Genomic DNA, 23,300 nt, shown 5'->3' on the forward strand with positions numbered 1-23,300 from the left:
GGCGGGCTCAGCGCAGGTACGACGCCCCGTTGAAGTCGAGCACGGCGCCCGAGGCCCACTCGGCCGCCGGCTCGGCGAGGGCGACGACCGCCGCCGCCACCTCCTCCGGCTGCGCGACCCGGTGGAAGGGGCTCTGGGCGCGGGTGGCCTCGGCGGCGGCCGGGTCGGCCATCGCGTAGCCGGCCATCTCGGTCGCGATGAAACCCGGGGCGATGCTCGTGACGGCGATGCCGTGCCGGCCGAGGTGCTGCGCCATCGACTGGCCGAAGGAGTGCAGGCCCGCCTTGGACGCACCGTACGCGGGGATGTCGGGCTCGCCGCGGTACGCGCCGCGGGAGCCGACGTTGACGACGCGGCCGACCGGGACGCCGTCGGCCGGGGCGACCTCGAGCATGTGCCGGGCGACGCACCACGTGAGGTTCGCGGGGCCGAGGAGGTTCGTCGCGATCGTGCGCTGCCACACCGCGACCCAGTCCTCGTACGACGTCGCGTCGAGCGGGTGGTCGCCGCGGCGGCTCGCCGACGAGCCGGGCTCCGCGATCATCGCCGCGTTGTTGACGAGCACGTCGACGCGCCCGAGCGCCACCACGGCGTCCGCGGCGAGGGCCTCGACGGCGGCCGGGTCGGCGAGGTCGGCCGCCAGGCGCACGTGCCCCTCCCCGGCCAGCGAGCCCAGCACCTCGTCCGCCCGGTCGGCGCTGCCGGGCCCGCGGTGGTGGACGACGACGCGGTCGCCTCGCTCGGCGAAGGCCCGGGCGACGGCGGCTCCCACCCCTCGGGACGCGCCGGTGACGAGGACTCCGCGGGAGGTGGTGGGCTGCATCCGCCCACCCTAGGTCGGGCGGTCGAGCCTCAGCTCCATGAGGCGCTCGGACGGGGCGCCGAACCCGACCCGCTCGTAGAGCCCGCGCGCCTCCGGCACGGCGTTGAGCTGGATGCGGGTCACGCGGTCGGTCACGGCCCACGCGACGAGGGTGCGCAGCAGGCGTTCTCCCAGCCCGGCGCCGCGCGCGTCCGGCGTGACGAAGAGCAGGCTGACGTGGAACCAGGCGTCCGCCGGGCGGCGGGCGCTCGGCAGCTTCTGGACCCGGGTGCCGTGCACGAGCCCGAGCGGCCGGCCGCTGCCGTCCTCCGCGAGCCAGGTGCGGCGGGCGCGGTCGGCCAGCCAGGCGTCGGCGAAGGAGTCGAGGAAGCCCGGCGGCAGCGCGTACCCCTGCTCCCGCTCGTCCTGGATGTGCAGCGCCGCGACCGAGAACGCGTCGGTGGGCAGCGCCTCGCGCACCCGCACGTCCCTCGCCGTCTCCACGTGCCCAGCATGGCCCATCCGGCGCCCTGGTGGGAGGTGGAATGGGTGAGGCCCCGGAACCAGTATGAGTGGTTCCGGGGCCTCGGGTGACGCGTCGTGATGCTCCGCGTCTCGCGGTCCGGCTCCCCGGTCACCACCACCGCCATCACCCGGTGGCTCCTCGCGGCGAGGCCGCGGGGCCTGGTGTCCTTCGTCCGGTCCGTTCCCTCCGCCACCGAAGTGGTGGAGTGGTCTGATCTTGCTCCTCGGTCAGCCTGCGCCGCAAGCGTTTCCGACGAGAAATGTCGGACCTGTGAGGCCGGCGGCGTGTCGTCGGCGTGTCGTGTGACGGACGTGACGGGTGGTCAGACCTGCGCCTTCGTGCGGATGGCCTCGAGCACCTCGGCCACGGCGTCGTCGACCGGCACCCCGTTCTTCTGCGACCCGTCGCGGTAGCGGAAGGACACCGCGCCGGCCTCCCGGTCCTCGCCGCCGGCGATGAGGACGTAGGGCACCTTGGACTTGCTCGCGGTGCGGATCTTCTTCGGGAAGCGGTCGTCGGACTCGTCGACCTCGAAGCGGACGCCGTGCTCCGCGAGCTTCGCCCCGACCTCGCGCAGGTACGGCACGAACTCCTCGGCCACCGGCACGCCGAGCACCTGGACCGGAGAGAGCCAGACGGGGAAGGCGCCGGCGTAGTGCTCGACGAGCACCCCGATGAAGCGCTCGATGGAGCCGAACTTCGCCGAGTGGATCATCACCGGCTCCTGGCGCGAGCCGTCGGCGGCCTGGTACTCCAGGCCGAAGCGGTGCGGCTGGTTGAAGTCGTACTGGATGGTCGACATCTGCCAGGTCCGGCCGATGGCGTCGCGTGCCTGGACCGAGACCTTCGGGCCGTAGAACGCGGCGCCGCCCGGGTCGTCGACGAGCTCGACGCCGAAGGTCGAGGCGGTGGAGCGCAGGACCTCGGTCGCCACCTCCCACTGCTCGTCGGAGCCGATGAACTTGTCCTTCTTGTCACCCTCGGTCGCGCGGGTCGAGAGCTCGAAGTAGTAGTCGTCGAGGCCGAAGTCCTTCAGGAGGCCGACGACGAACTTGAGCAGGTGCTCGATCTCGGCCGGGGCCTGCTCGGGCGTGACGTAGGAGTGCGAGTCGTCCTGGGTCATCGCCCGCACGCGGGTCAGGCCGTGGACGACGCCGGACTTCTCGTAGCGGTAGACCGACCCGAACTCGAAGAGGCGCATCGGCAGCTCGCGGTAGGAGCGGCCGCGCGAGCGGAAGATGAGGTTGTGCATCGGGCAGTTCATCGCCTTGAGGCGGTACTCGGCGTGCTCGAGCTCCATCGGCGGGAACATCGTGTCGGCGTAGTACGGCAGGTGGCCCGAGGTGTGGAAGAGGCCGTCCTTGCTGATATGGGGGGTCCCGACGTACTGGAAGCCCTCCTCGATGTGCCGCCGGCGGACGTAGTCCTCCATCTCGCGCTTGATGACGCCGCCACGCGGGTGGAAGACGACCATCCCGGACCCGATCTCGTCGGGGAAGGAGTACAGGTCGAGCTCGGCGCCGAGCTTGCGGTGGTCCCGCTTCTCGGCCTCGGCGAGCCGGTCCAGGTAGGCCTTGAGCTCGTCCTTGGTCGGCCACGCGGTGCCGTAGACGCGCTGCAGCTGGGGGTTCTTCTCCGAGCCGCGCCAGTAGGCGGCGGCGCTGCGCATCAGCTTGAAGGCGTTGCCGAGGACCTTGGTGGAGGGGACGTGCGGGCCGCGGCACAGGTCGCCCCACGCGACGGTGCCGTCGCGGCGGACGTTGTCGTAGATGGTCAGCTGGGCGCCACCGACCTCCACGCTCGCCCCCTCGGCGGCGTCCTCGGCCGCCCCGCCCTTGAGGCCGATGAGCTCGATCTTGTACGGCTCGTCGGCGAGCTCGACGGCGGCGTCGGCGTCCGACACCTCGCGCCGGCGGAAGGTCTGGCCCTCGTTGACGATGCGCTGCATCACCTTCTCGAGGGACTTGAGGTCCTCCGGGGTGAACGGGGTCTCGACGTCGAAGTCGTAGTAGAAGCCGTCGCGGACCGGCGGGCCGATGCCGAGCTTCGCGGACGGGTGGACCTCCTGCACGGCTTGCGCGAGCACGTGGGCGGCGCTGTGCCGCAGGACGTCGAGGCCGTCCTGCTCGGCGGCGGTCACGGGCTCGACGGCCTCGCCGTCGGCGGCGGCGAGGTGGAGGTCGCGCAGCTCGCCGCCGACGCGGGCGACGAGCACGGCCGGGTCGCCCTCGAAGAGGTCGCCGTAGGTCGTGCCCTCGGCCACCGATCGCTCGCTCCCGGCGACGTGGACGGTGATCTGGGCAGCCATGGTGAGGGTCTCCTCGTGGTGGTGGGCGCGCCGGGATCCCGGCACGCCCCGATGCTAGCGAGGCGCACCCGGGCGGGTCGCGGCAGTTCCGGTGGCGGGCCCGTCAGCTGGTCGCGGCGGCCGTCGCCGCCGTCGCCGCGACGACGCCGGCCACGACCGCGGCGTTGACCTCCTCCACGGCGGCCCGGACGGCCGGAGCGGCCCAGTCCCCGGCGGTCACGGCGTCCGCGCGCCGCTTGGCCTCGCGCTTCGGCAGCACGGTGAGGGCGGCGAGGTGGTCGACCGACGACAGGAGCGCGACGAGGGCGGTCGTCCGGGCGTCGGGCACCGGCGCGCCGTCGGCCAGGGCGGCAGCGACGCGGTGGCGCAGCGCCGGCACGAGCGAGGGGTCGAGCACCGTCCAGCGGGAGCGCGGGAAGAGCCCGAGCACCCTGGTCTCCTCGTGGCGCAGCACGCCGGCGGCCGTCATCCGCTGGAACGACAGGTCGCGCAGCGCTCCCGCGCGGTCCCGCCACGCGCCGGCGCCGCCGAGCTTCGAGACGACGTCCTTGGGCCGCCGGCCCTCCGCGAGGTCGAGCACCTCGCGCAGGGGGGCTCGGTGGGCACGGCGGTGCCGGTGCGCCGCAGCCGGGCCCGCTTGTCGGTGCCGTCGAGCGCGAGCGCGCCGTCGAGCACGAGCCCGGCCACGGTCGCGCCTCCCACGACGGCCCGCAGCCGCGTGCTGTCGATGGCGGGTCGTCCGCTCGTGGGGTCGAGGACTAGCTGTACTCGGCCGGGACGTTGGTGACGCGTAGGCGTTGACGAGGAGGAGAACCTCCGGGTGAGGTGTGGATTTGTCTAGGTCCTACACCGCCCGGAGGTTCTCGTGGCCCACGCTAACGCTCGTCTGAATGTTCATGGTCGTCGTCTTCTGGTGGACCGGGTCCGTCGCCAGGGGTGGGCGGTGGCTCATGCGGCGAAGGCGATGGGGATCTCGCGTCAGTGCGCCCACCGGTGGGTGGCCCGCTTCGATGCCGAGGGCGAGGCCGGGCTGGTGGATCGGTCCTCCCGGCCGAGGTCGAGCCCACGCCGCACCAGCGCAGCGGTCGAGACCGCGATCCTGGCTGCCAGGGTCGAGCACCGCCGCGGGCAGGACTGGCTCGGGCCCGAGCTGGGCGTGCCGGCCCGCACCGTCAGCCGCGTCCTGCGCCGCCACCACGTCCCGCTCCTGCGGGTGCTGGACCCACTCACCGGCGAGGTGATCCGCTCCAGCAAGTCCACCGCGGTCCGCTATGAGCGGGACCGGCCCGGGGAGCTGGTCCATGTCGACGTCAAGAAGATCGGGAAGATCCCCGACGGTGGCGGGTGGCGCGCCCACGGCCGCTCGATGGGTTCGAGCGCGGCGAAGAAGAAGGCCCGGATCGGGTACGACTACGTGCACTCGATGGTCGATGACCACTCCCGCCTGGCCTACAGCAAGATCCTGCCCGATGAGAAAGGAGCCACCTGCGGGGCCTTCATCCAGCGCGCCGCGGCCTACTTCGCCGATCACGGCATCCCCGCCATCGAACGGATCATCACCGACAACCACTTCAGCCACCGCAAGAGCAACGACGTCGCGGCCGCGATGACCGCTCTGGGCGCGAAGCACAAGTTCATCCGCCCCCACTGCCCCTGGCAGAACGGCAAGGTCGAACGCTTCAACCGCACCTTGGCCACCGAATGGGCCTACCGACAAGTCTTCACCAGCAACCAAGCCCGCGCCGACGCCCTAGCCCCCTGGCTCGAGCAGTACAACACTCAACGACGCCACACCGCCCTCGGCGGACTCCCACCGACCAGCCGCCTGTCACCAACCTGATGGCCGGGTACAACTAGCAGCAGCAGCTCGTCGGTCAGCGAGACGGTCATCGTCGCCTCCTCGGGGATGTCGGATGCCTCCATCGGACCACCGCCGCGGCGCCGGCGCCTCCCCCTGCGGGCGGAGCGCGACGTCGCCCCCGCGAGGGACCTAGCCTGACCCCATGGACCTCGTCGTCGTCAACCTCGCCGAGCGTCCGGACATGGCCCACCACCTGTGGGACCCCGCCCTCGACTGGCCGCGCTTCCTGCAGCAGGACCCGGTGGGCGACCTCTTCTTCCCTCGGGCGGGCACGACGTTCGCCGCCCACACGCTCCTGGCGTTCGACGCCGACCACCTCGACCGTCCGGTCGCCCGCTCGTGCTCGGTTCCCTTCGCGTTCGGAGGCGACACCGGCCGCGACGAGCTGCCCGACGACGGCTGGGACGGGGTCATCCGGTGGGCCTGGCTCGACGAGGTCGCGGGTCGCCGGCCGACCCACGTGTCGGCGCTCGAGGTGACGATCCGCCCCGACCTGCGCGGCACGGGGCTGGCGTCCGTCCTCCTCGAGCACAAGCGGGCCAACGCCGCCGGGCTGGGGTACCGCGACCTCGTGGCGCCGGTGCGGCCCAGCCGCAAGGCCGACGAGCCGCACACCCCGATGACGGAGTACGCGTCGCGCCTGCGGGCCGACGGCCTCCCCACCGACCCGTGGCTGCGGTTGCACGTGAGGGCGGGTGGCACGATACGGACGGTGTGCCCACGGGCGATGACGATCTCCGGGTCGCTGGCCGAGTGGCGCTCCTGGACCGGCGAGCCCTTCGACGCCTCGGGTGAGGTGGTGGTCCCCTTCGCGCTGAACCCGGTCCACGTCAGCCTCGAGCACGACCACGCGGTGTACGTCGAGCCGGCGGTCTGGGTGCACCACTCCCTCTGACCGCGGCGAGGCCGTCAGCCCTCGACGTGGAGGCGGAACGTGCCGGTGTCGAACCAGTGGCGGAGCCTCGCCACCGTCGTGACGAGGTAGCCGGCGGCCATGGCGCGCAGCGAGGCCGTGCTCGACCCGAGGAGGTCGTTGGCCAGGAGCAGCTGGCGGGACGCGACGAGCGCCTCGACGTCGGCCGGTGCGACGTCGGGCCACGGCAGGACGTCGGTGTACCCGTCGCGCAGCGCCACCTCGGCCGCCTCGTCCCCGCCACGCCGCAGGTAGAAGGTCGTGATGGCGAGGTCGAGGACGGGCAGGCCCAGGCCGGCGTCGTCGAAGTCGAAGACCGCGAGCCGTCCCTCGTGCCACTTGAGGTTGCCGCCGTGCAGGTCCGCGTGCAGCGGCAAGACCTCGGCACCGGCGTAGAGGCGGTCGAAGGCGTCCCGGGCGCGGGCCATCCCCTCGGCGACGACCGCGCGGCCGTCGGCGTCGAGCCCGGGCGCGCTGCCCAGCACGTCCGCGTCGCCGAACAGCGGCTCGTCGAACCGCGGCAGCTCGGCGCCGTCGGGCATCCGCCAGGTGGCGGCGTGCCGGTGCAGCGCGGCCGTGGCGCGGCCGAGGGCGCGCGCCCACTCCGCCCCGGCCCCGTCGCGCGCGTCGTCGCCCTCGAGCCACGACGCGGCGGTCACGAGCACCGGGCGGCCCAGCGCGGCGGGCGTGGTGCGGGCGAACCACTCCCCCGCACGCGTGCGCAGCGGCCGTGGCACGACGACGTCGGTCTCCGTCGCGATGGCCTCCTGCCACGCCTGCTGGGCCAGGACGTTCGCCGGGGTGCTCTTGGAGTTCGTCCCCACGCGCAGCGCCAGGCGCCGGCCGTCGCGGGTGTCGACGCGGAAGGTCGTGTTGTACGCGTGGAGCAGGACCTCCATCCGGTCGACGTCCAGCCCGAACTCGGCGGCGGCGTCGAGCGCGGCGGGGCGCAGCGCCTCGACCTGGCCCTCCTCGTCGAGCTCGTCGTAGGGCCGCGGGGCCGTCCCTGGGTCCGTCATGGCGGTGAGTCTGGCACCGCCATCCACCACGGCGCCCGCATGATGTCCCGGTGCCCCCGCCCTCGCCCGCCGCCGTGCCGCCCTCGCCGAGCCTGGTGACGCGGCTGCTGCGCGACCAGCTGCCGCACCTCGCCGACCTGCCCGTCCGCCCGAGCCCGACGAGCGGCAGCAGCAACGTGGTCTTCCGGCTCGGGGACGACCTCGCCGTGCGGATGCCGTGCGAGGCGCGGTACGTGCCGGACCTCCTCGCGGAGGCGCGCTGGCTGCCGCAGCTCGGGCCGTCCCTGCCGACGCCGGTGCCCGAGGTGGTGGCCGTGGGACGTCCGAGCGCCGACTTCGACCGGCCGTGGTCGGTCGTCACCTGGCTGCCGGGCGAGGTGCCGCTGGCGCTGACGGCCGACGACGAGGAACGCCTCGCGCGCGACCTCGGGACGTTCGTCGACGCGCTGCACGCGCTCCCCGTCGCCGGCGTACCGGTCGGGCCGGAGCACTGGGGGTACCGCAGCGGCGAGCCGGTGACCGACACGATCGACGCCTGGGCCGACGAGGCGGCGGACGTGCTCGCCGACCTCCTCGACCCGACCGCCGTCCGCGAGGCCTGGCGCCGGCTGCGGGACGTGCCGCCGGCGTCCGCTCCCCCGTGCTGGGTGCACACCGACCTCTCGCCCGAGAACGTGCTCTGCGCCGACGACGGCCACCTGACCGGTGTGGTCGACTTCGGCGGGCTCGGCGTCGGCGACCGCTCGGTCGACCTGCTCTACGCCTGGGGCCTGTTCGGGGCCTCCGCCCGGACGACGTTCCGCTCGGCCGCGGGCGCCGACGACGCGACGTGGGCCCGGGCGCGCGCCTGGTCCTTCGTCGGTCCCGGCATCCTCACCCTCGCCACCTACCGCCGCACGATGCCCGCCCGCGCCGCGCGCCTGACGACGATGGTCGAGGCGGTGGCGGCCGAGGTCGGCGTCCGCCTGCGCTGAGCGCCCCCGGTCGGGGTGGAGCCCGGTCGTCTAGCGGCGAGGGGCGAATTCCGTGCTCCCCTCGAGGCGCGGGTTGACGATCTTGTACCGCCAGTACCCGCTGTGTCCGCGGGCGACGTGTCTGCCGTCCGCCGGTCGGACTCCTTCGATGTCGTCGGTGGTTCCCGTGACGTAACCCGACGCCGTGCATCCGGTCCTCAGGTTGCGGGACAGCGTGTCGGTGACCATGAGCACCATGGGGTCGTCGACGGCAAGGCACCCTCGGTCGACCTGTCGGCCGGCACGAGGATGAAGCGACGAGTCCGACTGTGAACGCCACCTCGTGTGACGTCGAGACGGGTGATCGCCCGAACGCTGAGCGACCCCCACGCCGTACGGCCCGGTACCGACGAATGCGTGCACCGACGTCCCCACCCGGGTTCGTTCCGACCAAGACGATCGGCGCACGGCCGACCTCGGACCTGAGGGCGCCCGCTGCCCTTGCCGGGAAGGGGCTCTGTCGGTGGTCGCGTCTAGGTTTGGGTCATGGAGGCGACGGCCCGCACCGCGGCCCTCGACCGGGGGCCGGTCGAGCGGATGGCGGACGTGCGAAAGTCGTTGGCGCACATCGACATCGCGGCGATGAGCGACCATGATCGCCTCGCGCTGGTCGACGAGCTCGAGCGGCTCAAGGGTGCCGCGACCGCGGCACAGGCCCGCGCCGTGCACGCCGTCCGCCGCTCGCGCGAGGCCGCCGCCCCGCAGGACGCGCTGCGCTCGGTGGGCTCCGAGGTCGCCCTCGCCCGGCGGGAGTCGCCGACGCTCGGTGACCGGTTCGTCGGGCTCTCGCGGGCGCTCGTCGAGGAGCTGCCCGCCACGCTGGCCCACCTCACGACGGGCGCGATCGGCGAGCGGCACGCCCTCGAGGTCACGCGCGAGACCGCGACGCTCACCCGCGAGCACCGCGCCGAGGTCGACGCCCGCCTCGCCGCCGTCATGCCGGCGCTGTCCCCGCACGCGCTCGGTCGAGCGGCCCGGCGCGTCGCCGCCGAGCTCGACGCCGCCTCCGTCGTGGCCCGGATGGAGGCCGCCGTCCGCTCGCGCCGGGTGTCGGTCCGCCCGGCCCCCGACGGGATGGCCTGGCTCACCGTGCTCGGGCCGATGCGCGAGGTCATCGGCGCCCACGCGGCCCTGACCGCCCGCGCCCGCGCCGTCGTCGGTGGGCAGTGCCCGGACGAGTCCCCGGAGGGCCGGGGTGCCGGGGCCGTCGCCGCCGACACCGCGCTGCGGCTGCTCGCCGGCCTCCTCCCGGGCCAGGTGCAGCCCGTCGAGGTCCACCTCGTGATGACCGACCGCGCACTCCTCGGTCTCGGCGACCCCGACCGCTCCGTCGACGAGCCGGCCCGAGTCCCCGGCCACGGCTCGGTCCCTGCCCCGGTGGCCCGCGCCTGGGTGCGCGACGCCGGGCCCGCCTCGGTGTGGCTGCGTCGGCTCTTCACGACGCCGGACGGCCGCGACCTCGTCGCGATGGACGCGCGCCGGCGCACCTTCGCCGGTCTCCTGCGCCGGATGGTCGTGCTGCGCGACGACGTCTGCTCCACCCCGTGGTGCGACGCGCCGGTCGTGCACGCCGACCACACCGAGCCCGTGCGCCTCGGCGGACCCACGAGCTACGTCAACGCCGGGGGTCGGTGCGCCCGCTGCAACCAGGTCAAGGAGGCACCCGGCTGGCGGGTCGACCTCGTCCGCGGCCCGCCGCACACCCTGCGCACGACCACCCCGACCGGCCGCACCCACCACGGGACGGCACCGCCGCTGCTCGGGTGGGGCACCGACCCGCCCCGACGCTCGGCCCTCGAGGACCACCTGCTCACACTCCTGCCCGCCTGAGCGCCCCGACGCCTAGGCTCGCCCGATGCGGACCCTCCCCTACGGCACCTGGCCCTCCCCGATCTCCCCCGAGGACCTCACCGGCGGGCAGGTGATGCTGGACGAGGTGCGTACCGACGGCGAGCACACCTACTGGCTCGAGTCGCGCCCGCGCGAGGGTGGGCGCCAGACCCTCGTCCGCCACGACGGCACGACGAGCACCGAGCTCCTCCCCGCGCCCTGGAACGTCCGCAACCGCGTCCACGAGTACGGCGGCGGGGCGTACGCCGTCGCCGACGGCACCGTCGTCTTCTCGCACCTCGGCGACGACCGCGTCCACCGGCTCGACCCCGGCAGCACGGACCCCGTCGCCATCACCCCCGAGGCGAACCGACGCTACGCGGGGTTCGTGCTCCACGGCGAGCACGTCTTCGCCGTGCGTGAGGACCACACCGGCGACGGCGAGCCCGCGAACGAGCTGGTCCGCCTCGACCTCCACGGCGACAACGCCGACGGCGGGCTCGTGCTGCACACCGGCAGCGACTTCGTCTCCCGGCCGGCGGTCTCCCCCGACGGCACCGACCTCGCCTGGGTCGTGTGGGACCACCCCGACATGCCGTGGGACACCACGCGGCTCCTGCGCGCCCGGCTCACCGACGAGGGCGCCGGCGAGCCCCACGTCGTCGCGGGCGGCGACGAGGTCTCGGTCGCCCAGCCGACCTTCGGCCCCGACGGCGCCCTGTGGTTCGTCTCCGACGAGTCCGGCTGGTGGCTGGTCCACCGCGACGCCGGCGACGGTCCGCACCCGGTCCACGCCACCGAGGCCGACCACGCCCAGCCCCAGTGGTCGCTCGGGATGCGCGACCTCGCCGTCCTCGACGCCGACCGCGTCCTCGTCCGCTGGTTCGAGGAGGCCGGCCAGGGCCTGGGGGTCCTCGAGGCGTCGAGCGGCGTGGTCGTCCCGAGCGCCGGTGCGGGCTCCTTCCACGACCACCTCACCGCCGCCGGGGACGAGGTCGCGTTCAAGCGCGGCCGCACCGACGGGCTGCCGCAGGTCGTCCGCGGCCCGGCCGGCGGGCCCTTCCGCGTCCTCGCCTCCTCCGCCCCCACCGACCCCGACCCGGCCTCGGTCTCGCAGCCGGAGCCGTGGTCGTGGACCAACTCCGACGGCGACGCCGTCCACGGCTTCCTCAACCCGCCCTGCCTCCACGGCGTCACCGGGCCGGAGGACGAGCGACCCCCGCTGCTCGTCCTCGCGCACGGCGGACCCACGAGCCGCGCCGAGACCTCGTACCTGTCCTCGACCCAGTTCTGGACGACCAGGGGCTTCGCGGTGCTCACCGTCAACTACTCGGGCAGCACGGGCTACGGCCGCGCCTACCGCAACCGTCTGCGCGGCCGCTGGGGCGTGCTCGACATCGACGACTGTGTGACCGGCGCCCGCTCCGTCGCCGAGGCGGGGCGCGCGGACGCGACCCGGCTCGCGGTCCGTGGCGGGAGCGCCGGCGGGTACGTCGTCCTGCGCGCGATGACGACGAGCGACGTCTTCGCGGCGGGCACGAGTCTTTTCGGGGTCGCCGACCTCGCCGCCCTGGCCCGCGACACGCACAAGTTCGAGTCGCGCTACTGCGACCGCCTCGTCGCGCCGTGGCCCGAGGGCGAGGAGGTCTACCGCGACCGCTCGCCGGTCCACCACGCCGACCGCCTCCACGGCGAGCTGCTCCTCCTCCAGGGCACCGACGACAGGGTCGTCCCGCTGGCGCAGGCCGAGGACATGGCCGCCGCGATGCGCGCCGCCGGCCACGACGTCGTGCTCGCCGTCTACGATGGCGAGGGCCACGGCTTCCGCCGCCCGGAGACCGTCGTCGACGCCCTCGAGCGCGAGCTCGCCTTCTACACCCGGGTGCTACGCCTCGGGACCTGACGCACGGTCGGCAGCCTCGCGCCGCCGCAACGCCTCCTGCGCGCGGGCTCCGGCCATCCCGGCGATGCCCTCGGCGAGCGGTGCGCGCAGCGCCCCCGTGTCGGTCGGGACGGACGCCCCGGCGTGGCCGGCGCGGATCTCCTCGACGAGCCGGTGCGCCTCGACGACGAGGCTGCCGTACGCCGGCCAGGCCCGGGGGTCGTCCAGCGGTGTCGAGCGCACCTCGTCCGCGAGCTGCTGAAGGGCCGCGACGGCGGCGTCGAGGTGCTCCTGCACCTCGCGGTCGGACTCGCCGCGGTGCACGCCGAACCGGGCCGCCGCCGCGCCGAGGTGCTCGAGGACCTCGGCGTAGCACCCGAGCCACTCGGGCGACGGCGACGCCTGCCACCGCGACTCGGCCGCCGCGTCGGCGAGGGTGCGGGCGATCCCGGCAACCGGCCACTGGCTGCGCTGCACCGCGTGCACGGCCCCGACGTACCCGTCCCAGTCGATGCGGGCCGGGCGCAGCCGGTGGCGCAGGTTCAGCCGCGTGCTCTCGCGACCGGTCTCGACCGCCTCGAGGACCGCCGGCACGTCGACCCCGACGCTGGTCGCCCGGTCGTGCCAGCCCCGGGCGAGGTCGGCGTCCCAGCCCGCGCGCAGCCCCTCGGCCATGTCGTCGAGGAGGCCCCGCAGCCGCTCGGTCAGCTCCAGGACGGCGCGCCGCGGACCGGTCAGGTGCATCGGGGCGAGGACCACCGCGTTGACGACGACGCCGACGACACCGCCGAGCATCGTGTCGAGGATGGTCGCCGCGGTGAACGAGACGCTGTCCCACTGGAGGCTGAGCAGCGAGAGCAGGACCATCGTCGGCACCTGGATGCCGTGCGCCCCCAGCCGGTCCCACCGGCCGATGACGAGCGCCAGCAGGAGGACGAGGACCATCGACCACCACGTGACGCCGACGAGGTTGCCGACCCCCCAGGCGACGCTCATCCCGACGACGACGGCGACGAGGCGCTCCACGCTCTGCCACAGCGACCGGACGATCGTGCGGTCGACGACGAGGAGCGCCGCGAGGGGCGCGTAGAACGAGGTGCTGCTGTCGACGACGACGACGGCGAGCTGCCACGCGAGGACGGCGGCCGCCGCCGACTTCACGAGCATCAGGGCGTCGTCGCGCTCGGGCCCCGGGCCACGCAGCACGGCCCGGGCGGTGTCGCCCCACCGCTCGAGGGTCGCGCGGATGCCGCGGCGGGCCGTGGCCTGGGTGGTCATCCTCCCGACCCTAGCCACCGCCGGAGGTCGACGGAACCGCCGGGTCAGGCCTCCAGCGTCAGCACGAGGTGCGTCGTCGGGGGGTCCCGACGCGACCGCAGCGCGGCCGTGGTGGCACCCGGTGCGCGCCCGACGACGAGCTCGACCGTGCTCGGCAGGAACACGGGCTTGGTGAACCACACCCGGCTCGTCGAGGGCCCGAGCGAGGTCCGGCCGAGCGCCGCGAGGGTGCGTGCGTAGGTCCACATCCCGTGGGCGATGTGCCGCCGGAAGCCCATGGCCCGCGCCGCCAGCGGGTGCAGGTGGATGGGGTTGACGTCGCCGGAGACGCCGGCGTACTCACGCCCCAGCCCGTCGGGCAGCCGCCAGACGGCGACGGCCGGCCCGTCCGGGGCCTGCGGCGGGGCGTCGCCGCGCGGAGCGTCCTCGTCGCCGCGACCGCGGGAGAGGTAGACGCTGTCGCACGTCCAGACGAGCTCGTCGTCGACGCGCGTCTCGAGACGGACGTCGAGCGTGCGCCCCCTCCGGTGCGGACGGAGGTCTCCCGCCGTCACGTCGAGCGTCAGCGGCTCCGAGGCGTCGAGGGGGCGGTGCGTCGTGACCCGGTTCTCGAGGTGGACCAGCCCCGGCAGGGCGAGCGGGAAGTCCGGTCGCGTCATGAGCGCCGTCTGCAGCGGGAAGGCCAGCACCCACGGGTACGGCTGCGGCACGGTGTCGGACACGTCGTACCCGGTCAGCCGCTGGTAGGCCGCGAGCCGGCCCCGGTCGACGCGCACGTCCTCGACGCGCAGCGTCCGCTGGGGCACCTCGCTCCCCCGGCGGCCACGCGCGGTGACCGCGGCCCGGGCGAGCAGGGGCGCCGTCGCGGGCAGCGTCGCCAGTGTCTCGACGGCCACCGTCAGGCCCCGAGCAGGCTGTGGCCGCACACGCGGACGACGTTGCCGGACACCGCGGCCTGGGCATCACCGGCGAAGAAGGCGATGGCCTCCGCGACGTCGACCGGCAGCCCGCCCTGCGCGAGGCTGTTGAGCCGGCGCCCCACCTCGCGGGTGCCGAGCGGGATGCGCGCGGTCATCTCGGTCTCGATGAAGCCCGGTGCGACGGCATTGACCGTGATGCCTCGTCGGCGCAGCGCACGGTCGTCCGCGTACCCGTCGACGAGACCGATGACACCGGCCTTGGACGCCGCGTAGTTCGCCTGGCCACGGTTGCCGGCGATACCGGCGATCGACGACACGAGCACGACCCGGCCGCCCTCGCGCACACCGTCCTTCGCGAGGAGCGTCTCGTTCATCGCGAGGATCGAGAGGAGGTTGACGCGGACGACGGAGTCCCAGCGGTCGGCGTCGGTGTTGGCCAGCAGCTTGTCGCGGGTGATGCCCGCGTTGTGCACGACGACGTCGAGGCCACCGTGCCGGGTGCGGGCGTGCTCGAGGATGCGGGCACCCGCGTCGGCCGCGGTGACGTCGAGCTGCAGTGCGGTCCCCCCGACGGCGTTGGCCACCGTGGCCAGCGAGGCGCCCGCGGCGGGCACGTCGACGCAGACGACGGTGGCGCCGTCGCGGTGCAGCGTGCGGGCGATGTCGGCCCCGATGCCGCGCGCAGCCCCGGTGACGACGGCGACCTTGCCGGCCAGTGGGCGCTCGGCGTCCGCGGGTGCGGCCGCCTCCCCCTCGCCGACCCGGAACACCTGACCGTCGACGTACGCCGACCGGCCCGACAGGAGGAACGTCACCGTCCCGAGCGCCGCGGCCTCGGATCCCTCGGTGACGAGCACGAGGTTGGCGGTGGCGCCGGCCCGCAGCTCCTTGCCGACCGAGCGCGTGATGCCCTCGAGCGCCCGCCGCGCGGCCCGCTGGGCCACCGTGGCGGCGCCCTCGGGGTGACGGCCGACGACGACGACGCGGGCGCAGCGCCCGAGCCGCTTGAGCGCCGGACCGAGGGTCGCGCGCAGCGACTCGAGGTCCGCGGGCGTCCGCGCCGCCGTGAGGTCGACGACGACACCGCCGAGCCGCGCGCCGTCGGGCACGGTGTCGACGAGCTCGGCCCCGGCGGCGGCCAGACCGTCGCGCAGCGCCCCGACCGCGGGGGTGTCGTCGTGGCCGCCCACCAGGACCGGACCCTCGACGAGCGGCGCGCCCGGCGAGTACCGGCGCAGCGGGACCGGCTGCGGCAGCCCGAGCGAGGAGGCGAGCCGCCGGCCGAGGCCGCTGTTGACGAAGGAGGTGTAGCCGTCGGAGCGCGGCATCTCAGGCCGCCTCGAGGATCGCGACGACGCCCTGCCCGCCGGCGGCGCAGATCGAGATGAGCCCCCGTGCGCCGGAGCCCTTCTCGTGCAGCTGCTTGGCCAGCGACGCGACGATGCGCCCACCGGTCGCCGCGAACGGGTGGCCGGCGGCCAGGGAGGAGCCGTTGACGTTGAGCCTCGACCGGTCGATGCTGCCCAGCGGCGCCTCGAGGCCGAGGCGCTCGCGGCAGAACTCCGGGCTCTCCCAGGCGGCGAGCGTCGAGAGCACGGTCGCCGCGAAGGCCTCGTGGATCTCGTAGAGGTCGAAGTCCTGCAGGGTCAGGCCCTGGCGGGCGAGCATCCGCGGGACGGCGTAGGCCGGCGCCATGAGCAGGCCCTCCTCGCCGCCCAGGTGGTCGACCGCGGCGGTCTCGCCGTCGACGAACCACGCGAGCGGCGTCAGCCCGTGGGCGGCGGCCCACTCCTGCGAGCCGAGCAGCACCGCCGAGGCGCCGTCGGACAGCGGCGTCGAGTTGCCGGCCGTCATCGTCGCGTCGGGGCCGGAGCCGAAGGCGGTGCGCAGCGACCCCAGCTTCTCGAGCGTCGTGTCCGGGCGCAGGTTCTGGTCCCGTGTCAGCCCGAGGTACGGCGTCACGAGGTCGTCGAAGAAGCCGCGCTCGTAGGCGGCCGCGAGGTGCTGGTGCGACGCGAGGGCGAGCTCGTCCTGCGCCTCGCGGGTGACCCCCCACCGGGCGGCGGTGATCGCCATGTGCTCGCCCATCGACATGCCGGTGCGCGGCTCGGTGGCCGCCGGCACCTGGATACCGAGGTCGGTGGGGCGCAACGTGATCGCCGCCCGGGCGCGGTCGGCCGGGGTCTTGGCGCGCGAGAGGCGCAGCAGCTTGCGGCGCAGCCGCTCGGGCACGACGATCGGCGCGTCGGAGGCCGAGTCGACCCCGCCCGCGATGGCGGACTCGGCCTGCCCGAGCGCGATCTTGTTGGCCACGAGGATCGTCGCCTCGAGGCCGGTGCCACAGGCCTGCTGGATGTCGTACGCCGGGGTGTCGGGCGCGAGGCTGGAGCCGAGCACCGCCTCGCGGGTGAGGTTGAAGTCGCGGCTGTGCTTGATGACGGCGCCGGCCACGACCTCCCCCACGCGCTCCCCCGCGAGGCCGTGCCGGGCGACGAGACCCTCGAGGGTGGCGGTCAGCATGTCCTGGTTCGAGGCCTCCGCGTAGGGGCCGAACTGGCGGGCGAAGGGGATGCGGTTGCCGCCGAGGACGGCGGCGCGACGGGTGGTGGGCACCGGGTGGCTCCTGGGTCTGCCGGGTCGGCGGGGGTCCCCGCCGCTTGTATCCGATACCGAAGGTAACAGGTACCGCCGGTCCCTGCTACCGTCGGCTCCCGTGACCTCGAGCGCAGCCCCGGACGGCCGCAGCGCGCGCTGGGACGAGCACCGGCTCGCCCGCCGCCGCGAGCTCGTCGAGGCCGCCGTCCGGGCGGTGCGGCGGCACGGGGCCCAGGTCGGGATGGACGAGATCGCGGCCGAGGCCGGCACCTCGAAGACCGTCGTCTACCGTCACCTCACCGACCGCGCCGGCCTCTACGCCGCGGTCGCCGACCGGGTCGACGGCACGATCATCCGCGGCATCACCCGCGCCGCCGGCGAGACCGCCGGGGCCACCCCGACGCGCGAGCTCGTCCGCGCCGTCATCGGCGCCTACCTGCACCTCGTCGAGGACGACCCGGAGGTCTACCGGTTCATCGTCAACGCGCCGATCCTGCCGCCGGGCGAGCGACCGGCCGGTGACGTCGCCGCCGGCATGACCGGCCGCATCGCCGACCACGTCGCGGGGCTGCTCGGGGCCCACCACCTCTGGGGTGTCGCGCTCGTCGGGATGGTCCGGGCCGCCGCGGACGCATGGCTCGCCGACGGCGCGGCCGCCGGTGGCCGCACCGCCGACGAGCTCTCGGACGACCTCACCGACCTCGTGTGGGACGGGCTGCGTCCGCGGCCCTGAGCCGCGTCAGGCGGACCACCACGGGCGCAGCGGCAGGTCGTGCCGGCCCTCCGCGTCCGTCTTGACGGCCAGCACGTGGTGCAGCTGGATCTCGTTGCGCTCGAACCCGAGTCGCGACCCGGCCATGTACAGGCCCCAGACGCGTGCGGTGCCCTCGCCGACCTCGGCGACGGCTTCGTCCCAGTGCTCGACGAGGTTCGCGCACCAGCCGGCGAGGGTCAGCGCGTAGTGCTCGCGCAGGTTCTCCTCGTGGAGCACCTCCAGGCCGGCGTCCTGCACCTCGCTGACGATCCGCCCCGAGCCGGTCAGCTCGCCGTCGGGGAAGACGTAGCGGTCGATGAAGGCGCCGGTCTCGGTGCGCCGGTTGTGCGGCCGGGTGATGCAGTGGTTGAGCAGGCGCCCGCCGGTCCGCAGGCGGTCGCGGATGAACCCGAAGTACGCCGGGTAGTTGCGCACGCCGATGTGCTCCGTCAGGCCGATCGACGAGACGGCGTCGAAGCCGGTGTCGCGCACGTCGCGGTAGTCCGTGTGCCGGACCTCCGCGAGGTCGGCCAGCCCCTCCTCGGCGATGGCCTTCTGCGCCCAGAGCGCCTGCTCGCGCGAGAGGGTCGCGCCGACGACCGAGACGCCCCGACGCGCCGCGTAGCGGACCATCCCGCCCCAGCCGCACCCGATGTCGAGCAGCCGGTCACCCGGCTGCAGGCGCAGCTTGTCGAAGACGAGCCGGTACTTGTTCTCCTGCGCCTGCTCGAGCGACGCGTCCGCCGTCGGGTAGCAGGCGCAGGTGTAGGTCATCGAGGGCCCGAGGACCATCTCGTAGAACCGGTTCGAGACGTCGTAGTGGTGGTGGATCGCCTCGGCGTCGCGCACCGTCGAGTGGCGCAGCCCCTCGGCGAGCCGGCGCCAGCGCGGCAGGCTCTCCTGGGGCGGCGGGGGCGGCGGCGTGAAGCCCTTCATCCCGAGCATCCGCGAGAGCTCGAGCACCTGCTCGCGCCCCGGGCGGCGGAACCGGATGCTCGACATCGCGGCGAGCACGTCGTACGGGTCGCCGGGGTGCACGCCGTGCACCGTGAGGTCGCCGGTGACGTAGGCGCGCGCCAGCCCGAGGTCCCCCGGCGCCGTCGCGAGGTAGGACATCCCGCGCCGGTTCTCGATGCGCAGCCGGACGTCGGCGCCGACGGGTCCGACGCTCGACCCGTCGTACGCCTCGACGCGCAGCGGCAGCGGTCCGTCGACGACGGACTCGACGATCTGGGCGATGCTCACTCTTCTCCTCCTGGGTGGTGGTCAGGCACCGCGCACGGCCTTCGCGTAGAGGTCGGGCAGCCGGTGTCCGGGGTCGTAGCGCTCCTTGAGCGCCGGGTAGTGGTCGCCGCCGTAGTGGCGCCAGAAGGTCTCCTCGTCGTAGAACGCCTCGGAGTACAGGGACTTGTGCCCGCCGAGGGCGCTCACCGCGTCCTCGATGCGGCGGTTCGCCGCGCCGGGCGGCTGCGCCGGGTCGACCGGCACCGTCGACCAGAACCCGACGTTGACGTACCGCTCGCCGGGGCGCAGGGGGTAGAGGGTCCACGTCCGCTCGTCACGGAGCTGCAACGGGCACAACCAGATCGGCTCGATCGGGACCTCGCGGAGGAACCAGCGCAGGAACTCGGCCGTGCGCTCGAGCGGGATCTCGACGTCCTGGACGACGCGCTCGCGCGGAGGCCGCCCCTTGCGCGCCTCGAGGCGGTCGGCGACGTCGAACCGGCGGTCCAGGGCGACGAGCCGCCAGTAGGCGCTCGAGCGCAGCCAGCGTCGCGGCCACACCCGGCGCAGCGCCGGGTTCTGCGCCCCGAACGCGCGCGAGCACCAGAACCAGTCGGTGTCCCATCGCCAGAGGTAGTCGAGGGTGCTCAGGGTGTCGCGGGTCGGGCGCGGGTGGTCGTGCTGGATGGACCGGTAGAAGACCCGCTGCCCCGTGTAGTCGCTGGTCGGGCCGGGCTCGTCGCTGCGCCGGCCGAGGACGAGGTAGGACTCGTCCGCGCTGAAGACGACGCCGTCGAGGTAGTCGACCTCCTCGCCCTCGTGGGCGCCGGTGGACATCACCTCGCCGACGGCCGCGAGGAGGGCGTCGAGGTCGTGGAAGCGCACGTGGCGCAGCGACACGGTCCGGCCGACGGGCTCGAGCTCGATGCGCAGCCGGGTCGCGTACCCGAGCGTCCCGTAGGAGTTGGGGAAGCCGTGGAAGAGGTCGGGGTGCCGGTCGACGGCGTCGCAGGTGACGATGTCGCCGCCGCCGGTCAGCACGTCCATCTCGAGGACGGACTCGTGCGGCAGGCCGTTGCGCCACGACGTCGACTCGATGCCGAGGCCGGTCACCGCTCCCCCGAGCGTGATGGTGCGCAGCTGGGGGACGACGAGGGGCGTCAGGCCGTGCGGCAGCGTGGCGTCGACGAGGTCCTCGTACGTGCACATGCCCTGCACGTCGGCCGTCCGCGCGTCGGGGTCGACGGACACGACGCCCCCGAGGCCGCTCGTGTCGAGCCCGGGCACGCCCGTCGGGGTGCGGCCCCGGAAGAGGTTGCTCGTGCGCTTGGCCAGGCGGACGGGGGCGCCGTCGGGGATGGCCCGGTGGCTGGCCAGCAGCCGCTCGACGCCCGCGTCGTGCGCGGTGGTGGCGAGCGTGCTCACGCCTCGTGCTCCACCCGCTCGACGACGTCACCCACCCGCACCGTGCCGACCCGGCCGACCGCGGCGTAGAGCCCGGGACATGCGTTGCCGGTGCCCTCGACGGCGAGCAACGTGCCCCCGACCCGGACGAGGGTGCCGGCCAGCCCCTCGACGGCCGCCGTCGGCGCGTCGAGCACGAGGTTGGCCCGGGTGTGCGGCGAGTCGTGGCCGACGATCGAGACGGCCGCGCGCTTGCGCCGGTCGCCCTCGAGGCCGTCGGCCTCCACCGCGACGGACTCGTGTGCCACGGCGTCCCCACCGCGCACCGGGAAGGTGTGGATGGCCCGGACGGTCAGGTGCATCCCCCATGCATACACCTCCGCCCCGACGTCGCACCCCTCCGTTTGTCACGCGTCGAGGAGTGGGACGCGTGAGGCCCCGGTCCGCGTCGCGGTCCGGGGCCTGTCGTCGTGGTGGTGGATGTGGAGGGGCTCGAACCCCCGACCTCTCGCGTGTGAAGCGAACGCTCTGACCAACTGAGCTACACATCCGCGCCGTGCGGCCTGCCGAGGATACCCGGCGCCGGGGGCCCGGCGGAAATCGGGGTGGCCGGCGTGGTGCGGCCCCCTCAGAGGGCGAGGTGGCCGTGGATCCAGGCCTCGAGCCCGTCGGGCAGGAACGTGGGGACCCCGGTGAGCCGGAACGTCACCCAGAGCACGGCGAGGACGAACAGGAAGGTGGCGAGGGCCACGAGCGCCTGGACGCCGCGGGACTGCCGGCGCATCCAGTGCTCCCACCGGCGCACCTGCTTCTTGACCCACTCGAGGAGGTCGGACGCCGGCTCGATCTCCGAGGCCCAGACGCCGAGACCGAGGATGACGATGAGCCAGCCGGGGCCGGGCAGGGGCACGAGCGCGAAGCCGCCGAGCACGAGGACCAGCCCGACGACGGCGACGACGAGGCGCAGTGCCAACCGCGTGCCGGGGTTGGCCCGCAGCCGCTGCCGCCACGCCCACTCGTCGTGGTCGTCGGCCGGTCGGAAGAAGGGTCGGCGGGTGGGGGTCTCGGTCACGGGTCGACTCCTTCGGCGGCGGCGTGACGGGCCCAGGCGGCCCGGACGGCGGCGGTCAGCGGTCCGGGCGCCGGCAGCGGCCGCCCGTCGACCGCCGAGACGGGCATGACGTCCTTGACGGACGAGGTGAGGAAGAGCTCGTCGGCCTCGGTGAGCACCGACAGCGGGAGGTCCTCCTCGAGCACCTCGACGCCCTCGGCGCGGCACCACTCGAGGACGAGCTCGCGCGAGATGCCGGCGAGGCACCCGCTGGACAGAGGCGGGGTGCGCACGACCCCGCCGGTGACGACGAAGACGTTGCTGCCCGTGCCCTCGCACAGCTCGCCGCGCGTGTTCGCGAACAGCGCCTCGACGGCGCCCTGCTCCTGCGCGCGCGCCAGGGCGACGACGTTCTCGGCGTAGGACGTCGTCTTGAGCCCTGCGGTCGCCGACCGCTCGTTGCGCACCCAGGGGACGGTGACGACCGCGCCGGTGGCGGGAGGACGTGCGTGCTCGACGGCGGTGACGATGTAGGTGAGCCCCGCGTCGAGCCGGTCCGAGCCCAGCGGCCCCCGGCCGCCGGTCACCGTCCAGCGCAGCCGCCCGAAGGGGATGGCGGGGCCGTCGAGGACCGCCGCGATGCCCTCGCGGACGCGGTCGTGGTCGGCGGCGGGCAGGCCGAGCCCGGCGAGCGAGCGGTCCATCCGGGCCAGGTGCCGGCTCACGGCGTACGGCACGCCGGCGTCGATCTTCGCCGTCTCGAACGCCCCGTCGCCGACGGTGACGCCGTGGTCGACGGCACTGACGGCCGGGCCGTCCGCCGCCACCCGGGCGCCGTCGACCCACACGCGGATGTCGTTCATGCGCACACTGTCCCAGACGCGACCGGCCGTCCCGCGGCAAGGGCGACGAGACGCGCCGCCTTGAGCTCGGTCTCGGCCCACTCCCCCTCCGGCGAGCTGCCCCACGTGATCCCGGCGCCCGTGCCGAACCGCAGGACGCGCCGTCCGTCGTCGGTGCGGGCGGCCCAGAAGGTGCGGATGCCGACGGCCAGCTCTGCCTCGTCGCGGTCGGCGTCGACCCAGCCGACCGCGCCGCAGTAGGGGCCGCGCGGCACAGGCTCGAGGTCGGCGATCGCCCGGAGCGCCGTGTGCTTCGGCGCGCCGCTGACCGAGCCCGGCGGGAAGGTCGCCGCGAGCAGCTCGCGCCACCCCGTGCCCGGGCGCAGGCGGCCCGCGACGTCGGAGGTCAGGTGGACGAGCCCGGGGTGCTCCTCGAGCCGGCAGAGCGCCTCGACCTCCACCGTCCCGGGACGGCTGACGTGCCCGAGGTCGTTGCGGACGAGGTCGACGATCATGACGTTCTCGCTGTAGTCCTTGGGGAGCAGCCCTCCGGCGGTCGGCGCGGTGCCCTTGATGGGTCCGGAGCGGACCAGGTCACCACGCCGCTGGAGGAACAGCTCCGGTGAGGCACAGGCGATCTCGAGTCCCGCCTCCGGGAGGTCGAGGGTCGCCGCGTACGGCGCGGGGTTGCCGCGGGCGAGCACCGCCCCCAGCCCCAGCACCGAGGCGTCGTCGGGCAGGTCGCGCTCGAGCACCCGGCAGACGTTGACCTGGTAGACCGTGCCCACGGCGATGCGCGCCCGTACCTCCTCGACGGCCGCGACGTACCCGTCCCGGTCCAGGCTCGTGCGCCACTCCCCCGCGAGGCCGGCCCAGCCGGCGTCGACGGCCGGCGGCGCCCCGCGGCTGACCTCCCCCATCCGGACGGCGGTCAGCTCGCCCTCGAAGGTGACGACGACGGCCCAGAAGCCGCTGGTCAGCGCGTCGGGGTCGTGGACGACCGCCTCGACGCCCCGGGCCTCGAGCCCCGCGAACCGTGCGACCGCCACGCCGAGCATCGTAGGGGTGGACGCGGGAG

The 23,300-nt window shown here is 74.6% G+C and carries 21 protein-coding genes and 1 tRNA gene; 6 read left to right on the forward strand and 16 right to left on the reverse strand.

The annotated features are described in order from the left end of the window. Positions 1-7: 7 nt before the first annotated feature. From LG324_RS12455 to LG324_RS12470, 4 genes are all read right to left on the reverse strand, one after another. A complete protein-coding gene (locus LG324_RS12455) occupies positions 8-823 on the reverse strand; it encodes an SDR family NAD(P)-dependent oxidoreductase (RefSeq protein ID WP_404348285.1) in 816 nt (271 codons plus the stop codon). A 9-nt stretch (positions 824-832) separates the two neighbouring features. Continuing rightward, positions 833-1,306, reverse strand: coding sequence for a GNAT family N-acetyltransferase (locus LG324_RS12460; RefSeq protein WP_404348288.1), 474 nt, complete (start codon positions 1,304-1,306; stop codon positions 833-835). A 344-nt stretch (positions 1,307-1,650) separates the two neighbouring features. Continuing rightward, the gene (gene thrS, locus LG324_RS12465; RefSeq protein ID WP_404353144.1) at positions 1,651-3,636 is read right to left on the reverse strand and encodes a threonine--tRNA ligase; all 1,986 of its coding nucleotides are present in this window, start codon (positions 3,634-3,636) and stop codon (positions 1,651-1,653) included. Between the two features lie 103 nt (positions 3,637-3,739). Continuing rightward, on the reverse strand, positions 3,740-4,216 hold the full coding sequence (locus tag LG324_RS12470; protein ID WP_404348290.1) for a GPP34 family phosphoprotein: 477 nt from the start codon (positions 4,214-4,216) through the stop codon (positions 3,740-3,742). Between the two features lie 285 nt (positions 4,217-4,501). Between LG324_RS12470 and LG324_RS12475 the strand changes: the two genes are divergently transcribed. Beyond that, entirely contained in the window at positions 4,502-5,476 is a 975-nt protein-coding gene (locus LG324_RS12475; RefSeq protein ID WP_404348292.1) for an IS481 family transposase, read from the forward strand. Between the two features lie 163 nt (positions 5,477-5,639). Further along, complete coding sequence (locus LG324_RS12480) at positions 5,640-6,392, forward strand: N-acetyltransferase (protein ID WP_404348295.1); 753 nt, start codon at positions 5,640-5,642, stop codon at positions 6,390-6,392. Between the two features lie 14 nt (positions 6,393-6,406). Here the strand turns inward: LG324_RS12480 and LG324_RS12485 are convergent, their stop codons facing one another. Then, positions 6,407-7,429 (reverse strand): phosphotransferase enzyme family protein, encoded by a 1,023-nt coding sequence (locus tag LG324_RS12485; RefSeq protein WP_404348297.1) that lies wholly within the window; start codon positions 7,427-7,429, stop codon positions 6,407-6,409. Between the two features lie 50 nt (positions 7,430-7,479). On the opposite strand from LG324_RS12485, the gene LG324_RS12490 reads away from it, so the two are divergent. From LG324_RS12490 to LG324_RS12500, 3 genes are all read left to right on the forward strand, one after another. Beyond that, a complete protein-coding gene (locus LG324_RS12490) occupies positions 7,480-8,403 on the forward strand; it encodes an aminoglycoside phosphotransferase family protein (protein ID WP_404348300.1) in 924 nt (307 codons plus the stop codon). 525 nt (positions 8,404-8,928) lie between these two features. After that, complete coding sequence (locus LG324_RS12495; protein WP_404348303.1) at positions 8,929-10,272, forward strand: DUF222 domain-containing protein; 1,344 nt, start codon at positions 8,929-8,931, stop codon at positions 10,270-10,272. A gap of 25 nt (positions 10,273-10,297) precedes the next feature. Next, positions 10,298-12,175: an alpha/beta hydrolase family protein gene (locus LG324_RS12500; RefSeq protein WP_404348306.1), complete on the forward strand. Its 1,878-nt coding sequence runs from the start codon at positions 10,298-10,300 to the stop codon at positions 12,173-12,175. On the opposite strand, the gene LG324_RS12505 is transcribed toward LG324_RS12500, so the two are convergent. The 4 genes from LG324_RS12505 to LG324_RS12520 are packed head-to-tail and all read right to left on the reverse strand — an operon-like array spanning position 12,158 to position 16,965. Next, on the reverse strand, positions 12,158-13,432 hold the full coding sequence (locus LG324_RS12505; protein ID WP_404348308.1) for an aromatic acid exporter family protein: 1,275 nt from the start codon (positions 13,430-13,432) through the stop codon (positions 12,158-12,160). The genes LG324_RS12500 and LG324_RS12505 overlap by 18 nt on opposite strands. A 44-nt stretch (positions 13,433-13,476) precedes the next feature. Beyond that, positions 13,477-14,328, reverse strand: a complete 852-nt coding sequence (locus LG324_RS12510; RefSeq protein WP_404348310.1) for a MaoC family dehydratase — start codon at positions 14,326-14,328, stop codon at positions 13,477-13,479. A 2-nt stretch (positions 14,329-14,330) separates the two neighbouring features. Then, positions 14,331-15,680: a 3-oxoacyl-ACP reductase gene (locus LG324_RS12515; protein WP_404348312.1), complete on the reverse strand. Its 1,350-nt coding sequence runs from the start codon at positions 15,678-15,680 to the stop codon at positions 14,331-14,333. Between the two features lies 1 nt (position 15,681). Further along, complete coding sequence (locus LG324_RS12520; protein ID WP_404348314.1) at positions 15,682-16,965, reverse strand: acetyl-CoA C-acetyltransferase; 1,284 nt, start codon at positions 16,963-16,965, stop codon at positions 15,682-15,684. Positions 16,966-17,065: 100 nt separating this feature from the next. Here LG324_RS12520 and LG324_RS12525 point away from each other — a divergent pair, with 100 nt between their 5' ends. After that, positions 17,066-17,680: a TetR/AcrR family transcriptional regulator gene (locus LG324_RS12525; protein WP_404348317.1), complete on the forward strand. Its 615-nt coding sequence runs from the start codon at positions 17,066-17,068 to the stop codon at positions 17,678-17,680. Positions 17,681-17,686: 6 nt separating this feature from the next. Here LG324_RS12525 and LG324_RS12530 read toward each other — a convergent pair whose 3' ends face one another. The 7 genes from LG324_RS12530 to LG324_RS12560 form a co-directional block, all read right to left on the reverse strand. After that, positions 17,687-18,946 (reverse strand): class I SAM-dependent methyltransferase, encoded by a 1,260-nt coding sequence (locus LG324_RS12530; RefSeq protein ID WP_404348319.1) that lies wholly within the window; start codon positions 18,944-18,946, stop codon positions 17,687-17,689. 21 nt (positions 18,947-18,967) lie between these two features. Continuing rightward, positions 18,968-20,350 (reverse strand): FAD-binding oxidoreductase, encoded by a 1,383-nt coding sequence (locus LG324_RS12535; protein ID WP_404348321.1) that lies wholly within the window; start codon positions 20,348-20,350, stop codon positions 18,968-18,970. Beyond that, a complete protein-coding gene (locus tag LG324_RS12540) occupies positions 20,347-20,691 on the reverse strand; it encodes a hypothetical protein (RefSeq protein ID WP_404348323.1) in 345 nt (114 codons plus the stop codon). Before LG324_RS12540 ends, LG324_RS12535 begins: the two co-directional genes overlap by 4 nt. Positions 20,692-20,803: 112 nt before the next feature. Beyond that, positions 20,804-20,880 (reverse strand) — tRNA-Val (locus LG324_RS12545). 77 nt (positions 20,881-20,957) lie between these two features. Next, positions 20,958-21,401, reverse strand: coding sequence for a TIGR02611 family protein (locus LG324_RS12550; protein ID WP_051750631.1), 444 nt, complete (start codon positions 21,399-21,401; stop codon positions 20,958-20,960). Beyond that, on the reverse strand, positions 21,398-22,243 hold the full coding sequence (locus LG324_RS12555) for an aminotransferase class IV (protein ID WP_211251024.1): 846 nt from the start codon (positions 22,241-22,243) through the stop codon (positions 21,398-21,400). The genes LG324_RS12550 and LG324_RS12555 overlap by 4 nt, the downstream gene beginning before the upstream one ends. Then, complete coding sequence (locus tag LG324_RS12560; protein WP_404348325.1) at positions 22,240-23,271, reverse strand: chorismate-binding protein; 1,032 nt, start codon at positions 23,269-23,271, stop codon at positions 22,240-22,242. The genes LG324_RS12555 and LG324_RS12560 overlap by 4 nt, the downstream gene beginning before the upstream one ends. Positions 23,272-23,300 lie beyond the last annotated feature (29 nt).

Origin of the sequence: Phycicoccus jejuensis, from assembly GCF_044797865.1 — a bacterium.
Lineage (GTDB): Bacteria > Actinomycetota > Actinomycetes > Actinomycetales > Dermatophilaceae > Phycicoccus > Phycicoccus jejuensis.

Bases quoted from the DNA above. Each gene is read 5' to 3' on its own strand.
- thrS (WP_404353144.1), bottom strand. From the start codon at position 3,636: ATGGCTGCCCAGATCACCGTCCACGTCGCCGGGAGCGAGCGATCGGTG.
- LG324_RS12540 (WP_404348323.1), bottom strand. From the start codon at position 20,691: ATGCACCTGACCGTCCGGGCCATCCACACCTTCCCGGTGCGCGGTGGG.
- LG324_RS12515 (WP_404348312.1), bottom strand. From the start codon at position 15,680: ATGCCGCGCTCCGACGGCTACACCTCCTTCGTCAACAGCGGCCTCGGC.
- LG324_RS12500 (WP_404348306.1), top strand. From the start codon at position 10,298: ATGCGGACCCTCCCCTACGGCACCTGGCCCTCCCCGATCTCCCCCGAG.
- LG324_RS12555 (WP_211251024.1), bottom strand. From the start codon at position 22,243: ATGAACGACATCCGCGTGTGGGTCGACGGCGCCCGGGTGGCGGCGGAC.
- LG324_RS12485 (WP_404348297.1), bottom strand. From the start codon at position 7,429: ATGACGGACCCAGGGACGGCCCCGCGGCCCTACGACGAGCTCGACGAG.
- LG324_RS12480 (WP_404348295.1), top strand. From the start codon at position 5,640: ATGGACCTCGTCGTCGTCAACCTCGCCGAGCGTCCGGACATGGCCCAC.
- LG324_RS12455 (WP_404348285.1), bottom strand. From the start codon at position 823: ATGCAGCCCACCACCTCCCGCGGAGTCCTCGTCACCGGCGCGTCCCGA.
- LG324_RS12505 (WP_404348308.1), bottom strand. From the start codon at position 13,432: ATGACCACCCAGGCCACGGCCCGCCGCGGCATCCGCGCGACCCTCGAG.
- LG324_RS12495 (WP_404348303.1), top strand. From the start codon at position 8,929: ATGGAGGCGACGGCCCGCACCGCGGCCCTCGACCGGGGGCCGGTCGAG.